Here is a 15021-nt window from a genome sequence, read left to right on the forward strand (position 1 = left end):
GCGAGGCGCCGCGGACCCAGGCCCGCCCGAGACAGGTAAGGCCTTGCCAGGTGAACAGCGATCTAGTTGGCCAGCAGCGTTCCGAGCTCTGCAATGACCTTGCGCTCGCACGCCGCCAGAATCTGTTCCAGCTGTGTTTTGAGGGGTTGATAGGAATCGGCGGCCCATTCCTCAAGTGGCCTGGCCCCTTCGCTCCGCTTGGCGCAGTTGACGATCGCAGGCGGAGTGAAGTTGAAGATGCTGGCTGATTTCCGTTGCTTGTACACATTCAAGTCCAGCCGCAGGTAGTAGTCGGTCGATTCGCCAACCAGGCTTTCATAGACCAGGCTTGCGAAACCACCGCCGACAACAATCGGGTGCTGGAATGTTTTTCCCCGGAATTCGGGATCTTTAGAGACTCTGTCGTTGACGGTGCGCTCCAGCGAATTGACGAAAGTGGTGGGGACGGGGTTTTGCAGGTTGGAGCGGTCTTGCACGTCTGGAATAGGAATCCCTTTGAGCTGTTCTTTGCTGAATGTTTGAAAACCGACGGATCGTGTTGCCACCAGAAGGAAGGCATTGAGTGCGAGTTGCCGACCGATTTGCTTTTGAGTCGCCTCGCGCCGAAGCAGGAGCACCTCCGTGGGGGGCTCCTGCAACCACGAGCCGTCGCCGAAGCTCGTCGAGTACTCGACCTTGACCCTGCCGGGCGGATGCAAGCGCGGCGCGCCGTCGTGAGCGGAATCGTTGGCCTGGAGGTGCTCGGGAGATGCGCAGCCCGCGAGAGAGAGCGAGGCGACCAGCAGCGTAAGTAAGAATGGCTTCATGGGGAGGGCAATGATCAGAGTCCGGGGAGGCGGTGAACCACTAAGAGCGCACCGGGCTCTAGCGACTATCTAAGTTTTAGTTTGAAACTGAAAATACTAGCGCCAGGGAGCATACGAGGCGTGTTGCTCAGCCTTGACGTGGTGAATTGCCGGTCGTCAGGAATCAGTCATCAAGCCCAGAAGCCGCCTCTGCCATGCGGTATCCGGCTCGCGGTGCATGGCCACTCTCCGGGCACTCCTATAGTTCCCGGCATGCATCAGCCTTCCGGCGCGCCATCGCAAGCTCCCCCGCGCACCCCTCGCCCCCGCCTCCTCCGCCAAGCCCACATCCTCCACCGCCGCGCCGGCCGTCTCGATCCCGTGCTGCGCGGCATGCTCTGGGCCACGCTGGGCGGCTTTCTTTTCGTCTGCCTCAACGCCACCATGCGCGGCCTCGCGCGGCAGCTCGATCCCTTCCAGGCGCAGTTCATCCGCTACCTCATGGGGCTGGTGGTGCTGGCGCCGATGCTGCTGCGCTCCGGCCTGGCGAGCTGGAAGCCTGCCAGCGTGCGCGGGCAGTTCGGGCGGGGCGTGGTGCATACCAGCGCGCTGACCCTCTGGTTCCTGGCCGCGCCGCATGTGACCTTGGCGGACATGACCGCCATCGGCTTCATGACGCCCATCTTCATCATGCTGGGCGCGGCGCTGTTCCTGGACGAGAAGATGCAGGCGGCGCGCTGGGTGGCGGCGATGCTGGGGCTGGTGGGCGTGCTCATCGTCGTGGGGCCGCAGCTGTCCGGGCAGGGCGGCGTGTGGCTGCTGGTGCTGCTGGGGTCTTCGCCGCTCTTCGCGGCGTCCTTCATCATCGTGAAGGCGCAGACCCGGCGCGAGAGCTCGACGGTGATCGTGGCCTGGCAGTCCATCACCGTGGCGCTCCTGAGCCTGCCGCTGGCGCTGCTGGAGTGGCGGTCCCCCACGCTCGGGCAGTGGCTGCTGGGGCTGCTCGGTGGCATCTTCGGTTCGGCGGGCCACTACGCCATGACGCGCGCCTTCAGCGCCACGGACATCTCCGCCACGCAGTCGGTCAAGTTCCTGGAGATGGTGTGGGCCGCGCTGCTGGGCTTCGTGATCTTCCAGGCCGTGCCCAGTGGGTGGACGCTCATCGGCGGGACGGTGATCTGCGCCTCCACGGTGTGGATCGCGCGCCGGGAGGCCCTGCGTTCCGCCCGTCGCGGCCTATGATGGCCGCCCCGCATCTGCCTGCAGGAGAACCCGCATGAGCGTCGGCATGACCATGCACCACATTCCCGTCTGCCCCTTCTCGCAGCGGGTGGAGATCCTGCTCGCGCTCAAGGAAGCGACCAGTGCGGTGCAGTTCGAGGTGGTGGACATCACGCGGCCGCGCTCGCCCGAGCTGCTGGCCAAGACGCGCGGCACCACGGCGCTTCCGGTGCTGGAGTTCGCGGACGGCCGCATCCTCAAGGAAAGCCTGGTCATCATGCAGTACCTGGAAGACGTGCTGCCCGGCCGTCCGGTGGCGCAGCCCGATCCCTGGCGTCGCGCGGTGGAGAACATGCTGGTGCGCATGGAAGGCGACTTCGTCAACGCCGGCTACACGCTGGTGATGAACCAGGACCCGTCCCGCCGCGACGCCCTGCACGAGCGCATGCTCGCGCAGTTCGCCAAGCTCGATGCCTTCCTGCGCGAACATGCGCCCGAAGGCCCCTTCCTCTTCGAGGAGTTCGGCTGGGCCGAGGCGGTGTTCACGCCCATGTTCATGCGCTTCTGGTTCCTCTCCTACTACGAGGACTTCGAGCTGCCGCAGGACGGCGCCTATGACCGCGTGTGCGCCTGGCGCCAGGCCTGCCTCGCCCACCCGGCAGCGCAGCAGGTCACGCGCGAGGAGATCGTCAAGCTCTATTACGACTACGCACAGGGCGCGGGCAACGGCGCCCTGCTGCCGGGGCGCGAGCGCTCGTCCTTCGTGTTCGAGCCGCATTGGCGCGAGCGGCCCTGGCCGCCCAAGGACAAGTACCGGGGCACGGCCTCGGACGCGGCGCTCGGGCTGGTCCCCTGACCCGACGGGAGCGAGTTCAGGACGGCGCGCGCGCCGCCCCCTGCTCTCGCCATCGCGCCGCCAGCTCCACGAACAGCAGCGCCGTCGGGCTCGCGCCGCTGCGCCGCCGCGCCACGGCCACGGTCGAGGTCGGCGAATCCGCCAGGGGTTTGTAGATCACCTCCGCCGGCAGGATGCGCGCCATGCTCTCCGGCACGAGCGCAATGCCCATGCCGGCGCCGACCAGTGCGATGGCACTGTTCGCGTTGCCCGAGACTTCGCTCAGGCGCGGCTCGAAACCCGCGCTGCGGCACTGGGACTGCACGGACTGGAAGGGGCCGACGGGGCGTCGGCTCGCGTTGAGGAACTGTTCGTCCCGCAGGTCGCGCAGAGACAGCTTCGTCCGCCGCGCGAGCCGGTGCCCCCGGGGCATGGCGACCACCAGCGATTCCTCGTAGAGCGGCAGGGCCTCGATGTGCGCGGCGTTGACCGGCAGGCGCACCAGTCCCACGTCGAGCCGGCCCTGCACCAGCCAGTCCACCTGCTGGTCGGTGGTCGCTTCCTGGAGCCGCACCGACACCGCCGGATAACGCTGCGTGAAGGCCTGGACCAGCGTGGGCAGCAGGCCCTGGGTGGTGGTGAAGTTGCAGCCAATCCGCAGTGTGCCGACCTCGCCTTCCCCCACGCGGCGCACGCGCTCGGCGATGTCGTCCAGGCCCGCCAGCCAGGGCCCGACCTGCTCGTACAGTTCGCGGCCGGCGGTGGTGAGCGCGACCGAGCGGCGGTTGCGAACGAAGAGCGGCGTGCCCACAGCCTCTTCCAGGCCGCGGATCTGCTGGCTCAAGGGTGGCTGCGACATGTTCAGCCGCGCCGCGGCGCGGCTGAAGTGAAGCTCCTCGGCGACGACGAGGAAATAGCGCAGGTGCCGCAGCTCGAACACGTCCGCTTCAGGCGGTGAAGACCGCGCCCTTGCCGCCGTCGCGCGCCGTGGCCCAGGCGAGCTTACGGCAGAAGAATTCCCAGGAGTGCTCGATGTGCGCGGCGCTCATGATCTGCCCGTGGCGGCGCTGGCGCGTGGCCTCCTGGGGCATGGTGTGGCGCAACCCGGCGCTGCGGCCGACGAGGTGCGCGCGGGCCGCCTTCTCCAGGAACACGCCCACGCAGGTGGCGTGCTCGATGGAGGTGCCGCAGAAGGTGACGCCGTGGTTGGCCATGAGCACCACGAAGTGCTCGCCCAAGGCGGCCGCGAGCGCGTCGCCCTCTTCGGGCAGGCGGATCAGCGCCACTTCATCCTCGTGGCGCGCGATGCCCGCGAAGTAGTCGCCGTCCAGGGTGAAGGGCAGCAGGGGCTCGGCGGAGGCCGACAACACGCTGGTGTGGAAGGCATGGGTGTGCGCCACCACCTGCACGTCGGGCCGGCGTTGCAGGATCTGCGAGTGGATCGGCCACTCGGAATGCCGGCCGCCATCACCCGCCAGTTGCAGGCCCTGAAAGTCCAGCAGGATGAAATCCTGCGGACCCAGCACCTCGCCCAGGCCGATGCGGTTGCGCTTCATCCAGAAGCCGCGGCCCTGCGGGTCACGCAAAGAAAGGTGGCCCAGCGACATGTCGCCATGGCCTTCCAGCTCCAGGATCCGGCAGGCGCGGGCCAGCTTGTCGAGTTGCTGCTCCAGGGTGTCGTTCATGCGGCTTGGCAGGCGGGATCAGCGGGTCGCCGAGGGCGCGTCGGCCGGCGCGTCGGTGGGCTGGATGCCGATGGTGCGGAAGGTCGCCGCCGCATGTGACTGCGCTGCCGCCAGTTCGGCGGCGAACCTGGCGGGGGAGGCGTTGTAGGGCTCCAGGTAGTTCTGCTTGGCGAAGGACTGGAAGGCGGGCGTTGCCAGCGCCTTGTTCAATTCGGCGTTCAGCTTTTCCACGATGGCGGGCGGTGTCTTCGCGGGCGCGTACAGGCCCCAGAAGGTGCCCATGCCGGGGTCGCTGTCGAGCTCGCCGAGGGCCGGCACGTTCGGGAAGGCGGAAGAGCGCGATGCGCCCGTGACCGCCACGGCCTTGAGCTTGCCCGCTTCGACGGCCGCCTTGGCCAAGGCCACGCTGCTGTACGCGAGGTTGACCTCGCCGCCGTTCACGGCCAGGAACGAGGGGCCCGCGCCCTTGTACGGCACGGCCGTGAGCTGCACACCGTTCTGCCGCGCGATCCAGGCCTGGTAGATCGCGGGAATGCTGCCCGGTCCCCAGGTGGCGAAACTGACTTTTTCGGGGTTCGCCTTGGCGTGCGCCATCAGCTCGCGAAAGCCCGCGCCAGGCACCGAGGGGTGCGCGACGATGACGTCATTGGGCGTGCGCACCACGCCGCCGATGGCGGCGAAATCCGCTTTCGGGTCGTAGGGCAGCCGGTTGAAGAGCAGCGGGTTGAAGACCAGGCTCTGGTTGTCCGTGAGGCACAGCGTGTAGCCGTCGGCCGGCGCACGCGCGCAGGCGGTCATGCCGATCAGCGTGCCCGCGCCGGGCCGGTTTTCCACCACCACCGACTGGCCCAGGCTGTCGCCCATGAGCCGGGCCACCGTGCGCGCGAGCAGGTCGGTCAGGCCGCCGGGCGAGGTGGACGCGATGATGCGGATCGGCTTGGCCGGAAAGGTGTCGGCCGCCGCCGGGACGGCAGCCAGTGCGACGAGCGAAGCCACCAGCGCGGAGACGATCTTGAGCGGAAAGGACTTCATGGGACGAGGGGAGTCACTGAGGGTTGAACGAATCAGTGCGCGGTGCGCGCCCACTGCAGCGGCGATTCTTCCTCGTGTGGGAGCGGCCGTCCAATATCTCACGCCTTCTCCGGTGAGAGGTCTGGCGACTTAGAGGTCGAGTGGCCGCCCTCAGCGCCCTGCCAGCAGGTTCGCCACCCCCGCCGCCACATGCCCCGCCGGCACGTGCTGCGCGGCATGGTTCACGTGGCCGGTCTGGTCGTCGAAGAAGAAGTCCGGCTCGAACTCGCGCAGGAACTCGCCCTTGGGCAGGCCGCCCAGGAACATGGCTTCATCGATGTGGATGTTCCAGTTCATGAGGGTGCGGATGGCGCGCTCGTGCGCCGGCGCGCTGCGCGCGGTCACCAGGGCCGTGCGGATCTTCATGGCCGGGGTGCCGGCCTGCTGCAGGCGGTGCAGCGCGGCCAGCAGCGGCTTGAAGGGGCCTTCGGGCAGGGGCTGCGTGGCCTTGCTCAGCTCGTGCTGCTGGAAGGCGTCCAGGCCCTGGGCCTGGAAGACCTGTTCGGCCTCGTCGGAGAAGAGCACGGCGTCGCCGTCGAAGGCGATGCGCACTTCGCCGGGATAGTTGGTGCCCGCCAGCACCGATTCGGTCAGCACGCGCGCGGCCGGAAAGCCCGCGTTGAGCGCCTCGCGAACGTCCTCGGCGTTGGCCGAGAGGAACAGGTGCGCGCCCAGGGGCCGCAGGTAGCGAAAGGGCGGGCGCCCCTGCGTGAACACGCCGCGCTCCAGCTTGATCTGGTTGGCCGCGCCGGAGCGGAAGATGCGCATGCCCGAGACCGGGTCGTTGCGCGAGAGGATCACCACCTCCACGCGCTGCGCGGCCGGCTCGTTGAAGGCCAGCAGCTTGCGAATGAGCGAGAACGCGATGCCGGGCCGCGCGGGCAGCTCCAGCCGCTGCAGCTGCAGCGCCATGTAGGCGCCGGGGTCGCCGCTTTCGAAGAGGCGGTTCTCTTCCTCGAAGTCGAAGAGCGCCCGCGAGGAGATGGCGACGACCAGTTTGTCCTGCAGCGTTATTGCCATGTCACCGTACCCATTGATTGAGCTGGATGATCGGCATGAGCACCGCCAGCACGATGAGCATCACCACCAGCCCCATGGCCACGATGAGCAGCGGCTCCAGCACGGTGGCCAGTTGCATGGCCCGGCGCTGCACTTCGGCGCCGAGCTGGTTGGCCGCGCGCTGCAGCATGAGCGGCAGCTGCCCGGTCTGCTCGCCCAGGCGCGCGAACATGGACAGCAGGCCCGGGAAGCGCTTCTTCTGCGCCATGGCCGAGGCGAGTGGCGCGCCTTCGCGCACCAGCACCAGGGCGTCCATGGCATCGGCGCGCATGGCGCGGTTGCCCAGGGTCTCGCCGGCCGCCTGCAGGGCGCGCAGGATGGGCACGCCCGCGCCGGCCAGCATGGCCAGGGTGCTGGCGAAGCGCGCCGCGTTGTAGCCGCGTGCGAGGCGGCCCACCAGCGGCAGCTTGAGCCAGCCGGCGTCGAAGCGCTCACGGAAGCCCGCGTTGCGCAGCGCCAGGCGCAGGGCCACCACGGCGGCGATCAGAACGGCCGCCATCGCCCAGCCCCAGTCGCGCACCGCGGCGCTGATGGCGAGCATGGCCGAGGTGAGGAAGGGCAGCGCGCGCTGCGTGCCCGCGAAGACGTTCGCCACCTGCGGCACGACGTAGGTGACGAGGAACAGCACGATCACGATGGCCACCAGCGTGACGATGGCCGGGTACAGCGCCGCACCGACGAGCTTGGCCTTGAGCGCCTGGCGCTCCTCCAGGTCGTCGGCCAGGCGGTCCAGCACGGTGCCGAGCTGGCCGCTTTGCTCGCCCGCGCCGACCACGGCCACGTACACCTCGGAGAACTCGCGCGGGTGCTGGCCCAGGGCCTTGGCGAAGGGCGATCCGGCGTTGACCTCGGCCCGCAGCGAGGCGACGAGGTTGCGCTCGCGCTCCTCGTCGGCCTCGTCGGAGAGGGCCGTGAGCGCGCGTTCCAGCGGCAGGCCGGAGGTGACCAGGCCCGCCAGCTGGCGGGTCCAGATGGCCAGGGCCGTGGCGTTGAAGACGGGACGCGTGAGCCAGCGGGCGCTGAAGCTGGATGCCTCGCCCGCGGCCGTGACGGGCGTGACCTGGATCGGCACCAGCGACTGCGCGCGCAGCAGGCTGCGCGCGGCCTTGGCGGTGTCGGCCTCCATCACGCCCTTGCGCGTCGCGCCCTGGGGATCGAGGGCCTCGAATGAGTAGGCGGGCATGACGCGATTATGCGAGGCCGCGGCCACGGCCCCAGCTTGGCGCGGAAGGTGCCCGCCTCAGGGCTGGCGCAGGCGGAAGCGCTGCAGCTTGCCGGTCTCCGTGCGCGGCAGGCTGGCGACGAACTCCAGCTCGCGCGGATACTTGTAGGGGGCGATGCTGGCCTTGACGTGGTCCTGCAGGGCCTTGACCAGCTCGGGGCGGGCCTCGTGGCCCGGCCGCAGCACGCAGTAGGCCTTGACGATCATCCCGCGCTCCTCGTCGGGCTTGCCGATAACGGCGCACTCGGCCACGGCGGGGTGGCGCAGCAGCACGTCCTCCACCTCGGGCCCGGCGATGTTGTAGCCGGCGCTGATGATCATGTCGTCGGCGCGGGCCTGGTAGATGAAGTAGCCGTCCTCGTCCTGCATGAAGGCGTCGCCGGGGTAGTTCCAGCCGTCCTTGACGTAGTTGGCCTGGCGCGCGTCCTCCAGGTAGCGGCAGCCGGTCGGGCCCACGACGGCCAGCTTGCCGATGCTGCCGCGCGGCAGTTCCCGGCCGTCCTCGTCCACCACGCGCGCCTCGTAGCCGGGCACCACGCGGCCGATGGCGCCGCGGCGCACGTCCTCGGGCGGCGAGGAGATGAAGATGTGGAACATCTCGGTGGCGCCGATGCCGTCGGTCATCTCGATGCCGCTGGCTTCCTTCCACAGCTGGCGCGTGGCGTCGGGCAGGCCCTCGCCGGCGCTCACGCACAGGCGCAGCTTGCCCACGCCGTGCTCGCGCGCGAAGGGTGCCATCTGGCGGTAGAAGGTGGGCGCGGTGTAGCAGATGGTGGCGCCCACCTCGCCGATGGTGCGCACCAGGGACTCGGGCGTGTAGGGCGCCTCCGGGAACCACACGGAAGCGCCGGCCCACATGGGGAAGACCAGCATGCCGCCCAGGCCGAAGGTGAAGGCCAGCGGCGGCGAGCCGACCACGATGTCCTCGGGCGTCGCGCGCAGCACGTGGCGCGGCCAGCACTCGCAGGCAGCGAGCACGTCGCGGTGCGAATGCGCGGCGGCCTTGGGCTTGCCCGTGGTGCCCGAAGTGAAGGCCAGCATGGCGATGTCGTCGGCGTCCGTGCGGCAGGCGGTGAAGTCACCGGGCTTGGCGGCCGAGCGCACGGCCATGGAGCCGGGTTCGTTCGGCGCGTTGAAAGGCAGCACCGCGCGCAGCACCGGGCGCGTCTTGCGGGCCTCCTCCAGCTCGTCCAGCAGGCGGATGTCGCACAGGGCCGCGGCCGGCTGCGCCTTGTCGATGATGTCGCCCAGCTCGCGCGCGCGCAGCAGCGGCATGGTGGCCACGGCGATCAGGCCGGCCTTGACCACCGCCAGCCAGGCCAGCGCCAGGCCGATGGAGTTGCCCCCGCGCAGCAGCACGCGGTTGCCGGGCACCAGGCCCAGGTCGTCGACCAGCACGCGGGCGATGCGGTCCACCCGCTCGCGTACCTCGGCATAGCTGAGGGTGATGCGCGCCGAGCGCAGCAGGGGGCGGTCGGCAAAGCCCTTGGCCTCGGCCTTGTCCAGCAGCTCCTCGACCAGGTTCACCTGCGACGGAAACTGCAGCTCGGGACGGTCGTAGCGGTAGGTGGGGCATTGCGCGGGAGGCGGCAGGCGGTCGCGCACGAAAGTGTCGAGATGGGCGGTCACGGCGGCTCCTCAGGAAGGCTGGGCGGCGAGCTGCTCGCGGGCGCCGTCCTTGACCTTGCCCAGCAAACGGTACAGGGTGGCAATGTCCTTCTCGCCCAGGCTGGCGAAGGCGTCCATGATCCAGCGCTCGTGCTCGTGCGCCATCTCGTGGAAGAGCTTGCGGCCGCGCGGCGTGAGGCGCACGCGCCAGGCGCGGCGGTCGCCCTCGACGTCCACGCGGTCCACCAGGCCCTCGGCGGCAAGCTGGTCGGTGATGCCGGTGACGTTGCCGCCGGTGACCATCATGCGGCGCGACAGCTCGTTCATCTTCAGGCCCTCGGGGGCGCGTTCGAGCTGGGCCATGAGGTCGAAGCGGGGCAGGGTGGTCGCGAACTGCTCGCGCAGCCGGCTGCGTACTTCCTTCTCCACCAGCTGGGTGCAGGTGAGCATCCGCAGCCACAGGCGCAGTGCCTCCGGGTGCTCACTGTGCGCACGCGCTTCCATGTCCATCGCGGTCTCCGTTGCCTGAATAGTTGAAGTCTAAACAAAACCGGTGCGCCGGCCAACGAGGCGGCGGCAGCGGCGAATTCGTCCTACAGACGAGCCATTGACGGCCGTTCCCGGCCTTGGCAAGAATCCGGCCACGATGGAAGCTCTTGTTCGCAGGATCGCACCTCGGCTGGAAGGTGCCCCGGTCCGGGTGGCGCTGCGGCTACCCGGCGGTGCGCGGGTCGGCAGCCCCGACGCCGACGTGCGCCTGCGCTTTGCCGACTGGTCCTCCGTGGCCACGCTGGCGGCCGGACAGATCGGCAAGGTGGCCGAATCCATTGTGGAAGGCCGGGTGGCGTTCGAGGGCAGCATGCGCGATTTGATGCTCGCGGCCGCCCACCTGCTCCCCGGCACGCCGGTGGCGAGCGACACCAACTGGTGGACGCAGGTGCTGCGGCGCACGCGCTCGCTGGTCGCGCACACCCCCCAGCGCGACGCGCAGCAGATCCAGTTCCACTACGACGTCTCGGACGACTTCTACGGCCTGTGGCTGGATCCGCGGCGCGTGTATTCCTGCGCCTACTTCCGCACCGCCGACCACAGCCTCGCGCAGGCGCAGGAAGCCAAGCTGGACCACATCTGCCGCAAGCTCATGCTGCGCAGCGGCGAGCGCTTCCTGGACATCGGCGCGGGCTGGGGCGGCCTGCTGCTGTGGGCGGCCGAACACTACGGCGTGCAGGCCCATGGCATCACGCTGTCGCGCAACCAGCATGCCTACGTGAGCCAGCTGATCGAGGCGAAAAAGCTGCAGGGGCGGGTGCGCATGGAACTGCGCGACTACCGCGAGCTCGACGAGGCCGAGGGCTACGACAAGATCGCTTCGGTGGGCATGTTCGAGCACGTGGGTCAGGTCAACATGCACCTGTACTTCGGCAAGATCCTGCGCCTGCTCAAGCCGGGCGGCCTGGTGATGAACCACGGCATCACCGCCGGCGGCATCGACGCCGGCCAGCTCGGCGCGGGCATGGGCGACTTCATCGGCAAGTACATCTTCCCCGGCGGAGAGCTGCTGCACGTGAGCCACGTGCTGCGCGAGCTGGCGGCCTCCGAACTGGAGATGCTGGACACCGAGAACCTGCGCCCGCACTACGCGCGCACGCTCTGGGCCTGGTCCGACGGCCTGGAGTCCCAGCTGGAGGAAGCCGCGCGCGTGCTGGAGGCCAGCGCCGGCCCCGAGCGCGGCCCCAAGGTGTTGCGCGCCTATCGCCTGTATCTCGCCGGCTGCGCGATGAGCTTCGAGCGCGGCTGGATTTCGCTGCACCAGATCCTGGCGGCGCGCCCCGACGGCAAGCTGCATACCGGCACGCTGCGCGGCGCACAATGCATGTATCCGTTCAACCGCGAGTACATGTACCGCCCCGATTGATGCTCTACAAGTTCAAATCCAAAGCCGCCGGCGACCTCATCATGCTCGAGCCCAACGGGCGGCGAGTCCTGGAAATCATCGGCAAGGACCCCGGTCCGACGGGGATCATCCAGACCCCGGAGATGGGACCGGCGGTCAGCGCACTGGAACAGGCCATCGCCGAGGAAGAGGCACGGCAGAAGGCGATGGTGGAAGAAGCCAAGGCCCAGGGCGAGGAGCCCCCGCACTTCGATGCCATCGGCCTCAGGCAGCGCGCGGTGCCGTTCATCGACATGCTCAGGCGCTGCGAGAAGGCGGGGAAGGATATCGTCTGGGGCGTGTAGGTGGCACTGGAAAAACGCTGCGCGTTTTTCCAGTGGGTTCTCTGATCAGAGCAAGAAGGCCGGGATGAACCCGGCCTTCTTGCTGGGGTGTCCGCGCTGCATGTTATTTCGCGCGGACCTTGCCCCTGCGGGGGGCTTGGTGATTGCTCAGTCCACCTTCGCGCCGCTGGTCTTCACCACCTCGGCCCACTTCTTGTGTTCGGCCTCGATGTGCTTGGCGAATTCTTGCGGGGTGTTGCCGCCGGGGATGGCACCCTGGGCTTGCAGCTTCTCGCGGATGGCGGGGGTGTTCAGGGCCTTGGCGACTTCCTGCTGGATGCGGCTGACGATCTCGGGCGGCGTGCCGGCGGGCGCGAGCAGGCCGAACCAGGAGCTGGCTTCGAAGCCCTTGAGGCCGCCGGCTTCTTCCACGGTGGGCACGTCCGGCAGCGCGCTGGAGCGCTGGCCGCTGGTGACGGCGAACGCCTTGAGCTTGCCGGCCTTGATCTGCGGCATGGACGAGGGCAGGTTGTCGAACATCACGTCCATGTTGCCGGCCACCATGTCCAGCAGGGCCGGGCCCGAGCCGCGGTAGGGGAAGTGGACCATGTAGGTGCCGCTCATGCTCTTGAACAGCTCGCCGGCCAGGTGGATGGAGGTGCCGTTGCCGCTGGAAGCCATGTTCAGCTTGCCCGGGTTGGCCTTGGCGTAGCGGATGAAGTCGCGCACGTTGTCGATGCCCATGGACTTGGCCTTCTCGGCGTTCATGACCATCACGTTGGGCACGCCCGCCACCAGGGTGATGGGCACGAAGTCCTTGATGGGGTCGTAGGGCATCTTCTCGTAGAGCGCGCGGTTGATGCCGTGGGTGCCCACCGTGCCCATGAGCAGGGTGTAGCCGTCCCCGGGAGCGCGTGCGACCGCTTCGGCGCCGACGTTGCCGCCCGCGCCGGCGCGGTTGTCCACGATGAACTGCTGGCCGAAGGCCTTGGACAGCTCGGGCGCGATGGCCCGCGCCAGGATGTCGGTGGTGCCGCCGGGGGCGAAGGGCACGACGATGCGCACGGGCTTGGTCGGCCAGCTACCCTGGGCGCTGGCAAAGGGCGCGGCCACGAGGGTGGCGAGCGCGGCGGCGGCGATGAGGGCGCGGCGGCGGAATCCGAGGGGTGAAGGCACTGCAGTCTCCTGTTCTGGTCGATGGGGAAAGGCGAGATGCTGCCGCAGCACGAGCGCTTCGGCCATTCGTACTTACGGCAGGACGCCGGCGAGGGCGCAAGAAAAAAGCCGCCCGAAGGCGGCTTTCATGTCGAACGGTGGAGATCAGTCGGCGTACACGCCGGCCTTCTTCAGCACCGGGCTCCACTTGTCGAGTTCCTGGGCCACGAACTTCTTGTGCTCGGCCTGTTCGACGCGGCGGTCGGTCACGACGACGGCACCCAGGCCTTCCTGCTTCTTGTTGAAGTCGGGGTCCTTCAGGGCGACCTTCAGCGCGTCGTTGATCTTCTTCTGCACGTCGGCCGGCGTGCCCTTGGGCGCGTACAGGCCGTGGAAGATGGTGACCTGGAAGTCCTTCAGGCCGGCCTCTTCCATCGTGGGCAGGTCCTTCAGGGCTGGCGTGGTCAGGCGCTTGGGCGTGGTGACCGCGAAGGCCTTGACCTTCTTGCCCTCGATCTGCGAGGTGGTGTTGGTGGTCTGGTCGCACAGCAGGTCGATCTGGCCGCCGATCAGGTCGGTGATGGCCGGGCCGGTGCCCTTGTAGGGCACGGCGGTCATCTCCACGCCCATGGCTTGCTGGAACAGCAGGCCGCACAGGTGCGAGGCGGAGCCGACGCCGGCGTTGCCGAGGTTGATCTTGCCCTTGTTCTGCTGGATCCAGCCCACCAGCTCCTTGAAGTTGTTGGCCGGCAGGTTGGGGCGACCGATCAGGGTCATGGGCACGTCGTTGACCATGCCCAGGTACTCGAAGTCGCTATCGACCTTGAAGGGAATGTTGCGCACCAGCGTGGGCATGGTGGCCATGCCGATGTGGTGCAGCAGCAGCGTGTGACCGTCGTTGTTGGCCTTGGCCACCTTGTTGGCGCCGATGGAGCCGCCGGCGCCGGCCGCGTTGTCCACGACGACCGTGGCGCCCAGCGGCTTGCGCAGCGCCTCAGCCAGGTCGCGCGCGACGCGATCGGTCGGGCCGCCGGCCGAGAACGGCACGACGATGGTGATGGGCTTGTCTTTGACCGGGTAGTCGGCCGCCTGGGCGCCGAACGCGACGGCGGCGATGGCGGCCAGGGGCGCCAGCTTCTTGATCAAGGTGTTCACTCAGGGTTCTCCGGGAAAAAGGTGCCCGATACTAGCGGCCTCTCGCGCGGGGCGCATTCCGGCAACTACCTAGCCTGTTTGACTTCGCTCAAGCGCTCTGCGCGGCTTGATCGGCCCTCTACTCAGGGCAAACCCTTGGACGTGTTCGCAGGCACGAACGCATCGCGCAGCACCCAGCCGCCGGCCGCCACGCCGACGGCGGCCAGCGGAGGCGGCCGGGTGCCGCGCCATGCGTGCCACGCCACATAGGCGGCGTAGGGCAGCAGGCTCAGGGCCCGGCCCGTGGCGACCTCGCACGTGCCGGGACGGACCCGCTCATCGGCCGCCGCGCCGACTTCATCATGTCGGTGCGACAGCTGCGCGGCGGCTTCGGCCATGCCGGTTCCGAGCACGGTTCCTAACAGTGAACTGCACGCAGAGGCCGCCGGGCTCGCGGGGCGAAGGGCCGCATGAACCAGCCACAGGACGCCCGGCAGGATGGCGGCGTGGCCCAGGCATGGCTCGCGCGGCTCGGTCGCGCGCAGCCCGGTGAGCGTGGTGAGCGCGCGTTCACTGGGCGCGGTCAGGGCGCCGCCCAGCACCGGAAGCAGGCAGCCCGCAGCCGTGGCGGCCGGATGGCGCGCCTGGGTCCGCAGCATCGCCCCGAGCGCGAAGCTGCTGGCAAACAGGGATCCGGACGAGACTGCGCCCGCCAGGGCCGTGGTGCACAGCCGTGCGCCGTCCAGGTGGTCGAGCGCTTCACCCCCCGGCAAGGCGGACGGCCCGAAGAGCGGCGGTGCATCGACGAGGGGAAGGTCGTCGAGCGGGTTGGCGCAGGGACGCTGCTGGCGCTTTTCGTTCGCAGACGTTTCCGAGGGGGCGGACGGCTGAAGGCTCGTCGGTCGTGGGGCATGGGCCGTGGCGGTGGGTCGCATGGGTGTCTCCTGATGGTGGGTGGGGTGAGCGAGGAACGAGCGCTTGGAAAGGGCGCAGGGGCGCGTTGCGCGGGCGGCCGATAATCCGGCGCGC

15 protein-coding genes are annotated in these 15021 nt (G+C 69.0%); 4 read left to right on the top strand and 11 right to left on the bottom strand.

Annotated elements, in window-relative coordinates:
• Positions 1–62: 62 nt before the first annotated feature.
• Positions 63–806, bottom strand: coding sequence for a hypothetical protein (locus tag EZ242_RS17585; RefSeq protein ID WP_135286506.1), 744 nt, complete (start codon positions 804–806; stop codon positions 63–65).
• 372 nt (positions 807–1178) lie between these two features.
• Between EZ242_RS17585 and EZ242_RS17590 the strand changes: the two genes are divergently transcribed.
• Entirely contained in the window at positions 1179–2027 is an 849-nt protein-coding gene (locus EZ242_RS17590) for a DMT family transporter (protein WP_135286720.1), read from the top strand.
• Positions 2028–2061: 34 nt separating this feature from the next.
• The gene (locus EZ242_RS17595; protein WP_135286507.1) at positions 2062–2862 is read left to right on the top strand and encodes a glutathione S-transferase family protein; all 801 of its coding nucleotides are present in this window, start codon (positions 2062–2064) and stop codon (positions 2860–2862) included.
• A 16-nt stretch (positions 2863–2878) separates the two neighbouring features.
• On the opposite strand, the gene EZ242_RS17600 is transcribed toward EZ242_RS17595, so the two are convergent.
• The 7 genes from EZ242_RS17600 to EZ242_RS17630 form a co-directional block, all read right to left on the bottom strand.
• The gene (locus tag EZ242_RS17600) at positions 2879–3781 is read right to left on the bottom strand and encodes a LysR family transcriptional regulator (RefSeq protein ID WP_135286508.1); all 903 of its coding nucleotides are present in this window, start codon (positions 3779–3781) and stop codon (positions 2879–2881) included.
• 7 nt (positions 3782–3788) lie between these two features.
• A complete protein-coding gene (locus EZ242_RS17605) occupies positions 3789–4526 on the bottom strand; it encodes a class II aldolase/adducin family protein (RefSeq protein ID WP_135286509.1) in 738 nt (245 codons plus the stop codon).
• A gap of 18 nt (positions 4527–4544) precedes the next feature.
• Positions 4545–5558, bottom strand: coding sequence for a Bug family tripartite tricarboxylate transporter substrate binding protein (locus EZ242_RS17610; protein ID WP_135286510.1), 1014 nt, complete (start codon positions 5556–5558; stop codon positions 4545–4547).
• A gap of 150 nt (positions 5559–5708) precedes the next feature.
• Positions 5709–6617, bottom strand: coding sequence for a 5'-nucleotidase (locus EZ242_RS17615; protein ID WP_135286511.1), 909 nt, complete (start codon positions 6615–6617; stop codon positions 5709–5711).
• A 1-nt stretch (position 6618) separates the two neighbouring features.
• Positions 6619–7839, bottom strand: a complete 1221-nt coding sequence (gspF, locus tag EZ242_RS17620) for a type II secretion system inner membrane protein GspF (protein ID WP_135286512.1) — start codon at positions 7837–7839, stop codon at positions 6619–6621.
• 57 nt (positions 7840–7896) lie between these two features.
• A complete protein-coding gene (locus EZ242_RS17625; protein WP_135286513.1) occupies positions 7897–9507 on the bottom strand; it encodes an AMP-binding protein in 1611 nt (536 codons plus the stop codon).
• 9 nt (positions 9508–9516) lie between these two features.
• A complete protein-coding gene (locus EZ242_RS17630) occupies positions 9517–9996 on the bottom strand; it encodes a MarR family winged helix-turn-helix transcriptional regulator (RefSeq protein ID WP_135286514.1) in 480 nt (159 codons plus the stop codon).
• Positions 9997–10132: 136 nt separating this feature from the next.
• Here EZ242_RS17630 and EZ242_RS17635 point away from each other — a divergent pair, with 136 nt between their 5' ends.
• Together EZ242_RS17635 and EZ242_RS17640 are read left to right on the top strand one after the other, a co-directional pair.
• Positions 10133–11401: a class I SAM-dependent methyltransferase gene (locus tag EZ242_RS17635; protein WP_135286515.1), complete on the top strand. Its 1269-nt coding sequence runs from the start codon at positions 10133–10135 to the stop codon at positions 11399–11401.
• Entirely contained in the window at positions 11401–11724 is a 324-nt protein-coding gene (locus tag EZ242_RS17640) for a DUF1840 domain-containing protein (RefSeq protein ID WP_135286516.1), read from the top strand. The genes EZ242_RS17635 and EZ242_RS17640 overlap by 1 nt, the downstream gene beginning before the upstream one ends.
• Before the next feature lie 147 nt (positions 11725–11871).
• On the opposite strand, the gene EZ242_RS17645 is transcribed toward EZ242_RS17640, so the two are convergent.
• The 3 genes from EZ242_RS17645 to EZ242_RS17655 form a co-directional block, all read right to left on the bottom strand.
• A complete protein-coding gene (locus EZ242_RS17645; protein WP_135286517.1) occupies positions 11872–12945 on the bottom strand; it encodes a Bug family tripartite tricarboxylate transporter substrate binding protein in 1074 nt (357 codons plus the stop codon).
• Between the two features lie 78 nt (positions 12946–13023).
• The gene (locus EZ242_RS17650) at positions 13024–14001 is read right to left on the bottom strand and encodes a tripartite tricarboxylate transporter substrate-binding protein (RefSeq protein WP_420821261.1); all 978 of its coding nucleotides are present in this window, start codon (positions 13999–14001) and stop codon (positions 13024–13026) included.
• Between the two features lie 134 nt (positions 14002–14135).
• Positions 14136–14927 (bottom strand): hypothetical protein, encoded by a 792-nt coding sequence (locus EZ242_RS17655; RefSeq protein ID WP_135286519.1) that lies wholly within the window; start codon positions 14925–14927, stop codon positions 14136–14138.
• Positions 14928–15021 lie beyond the last annotated feature (94 nt).

Source organism: Ramlibacter rhizophilus, from assembly GCF_004681965.1.
Taxonomy (GTDB): domain Bacteria; phylum Pseudomonadota; class Gammaproteobacteria; order Burkholderiales; family Burkholderiaceae_C; genus Ramlibacter; species Ramlibacter rhizophilus.

Excerpts from the sequence above, each read along its gene's own strand:
- EZ242_RS17610 (WP_135286510.1), bottom strand. The coding sequence starts at position 5,558 with ATGAAGTCCTTTCCGCTCAAGATCGTCTCCGCGCTGGTGGCTTCGCTC.
- EZ242_RS17615 (WP_135286511.1), bottom strand. The coding sequence starts at position 6,617 with ATGGCAATAACGCTGCAGGACAAACTGGTCGTCGCCATCTCCTCGCGG.
- EZ242_RS17585 (WP_135286506.1), bottom strand. The coding sequence starts at position 806 with ATGAAGCCATTCTTACTTACGCTGCTGGTCGCCTCGCTCTCTCTCGCG.
- gspF (WP_135286512.1), bottom strand. The coding sequence starts at position 7,839 with ATGCCCGCCTACTCATTCGAGGCCCTCGATCCCCAGGGCGCGACGCGC.
- EZ242_RS17640 (WP_135286516.1), top strand. The coding sequence starts at position 11,401 with ATGCTCTACAAGTTCAAATCCAAAGCCGCCGGCGACCTCATCATGCTC.
- EZ242_RS17645 (WP_135286517.1), bottom strand. The coding sequence starts at position 12,945 with ATGGCCGAAGCGCTCGTGCTGCGGCAGCATCTCGCCTTTCCCCATCGA.
- EZ242_RS17655 (WP_135286519.1), bottom strand. The coding sequence starts at position 14,927 with ATGCGACCCACCGCCACGGCCCATGCCCCACGACCGACGAGCCTTCAG.
- EZ242_RS17630 (WP_135286514.1), bottom strand. The coding sequence starts at position 9,996 with ATGGACATGGAAGCGCGTGCGCACAGTGAGCACCCGGAGGCACTGCGC.
- EZ242_RS17595 (WP_135286507.1), top strand. The coding sequence starts at position 2,062 with ATGAGCGTCGGCATGACCATGCACCACATTCCCGTCTGCCCCTTCTCG.
- EZ242_RS17605 (WP_135286509.1), bottom strand. The coding sequence starts at position 4,526 with ATGAACGACACCCTGGAGCAGCAACTCGACAAGCTGGCCCGCGCCTGC.
- EZ242_RS17590 (WP_135286720.1), top strand. The coding sequence starts at position 1,179 with ATGCTCTGGGCCACGCTGGGCGGCTTTCTTTTCGTCTGCCTCAACGCC.
- EZ242_RS17635 (WP_135286515.1), top strand. The coding sequence starts at position 10,133 with ATGGAAGCTCTTGTTCGCAGGATCGCACCTCGGCTGGAAGGTGCCCCG.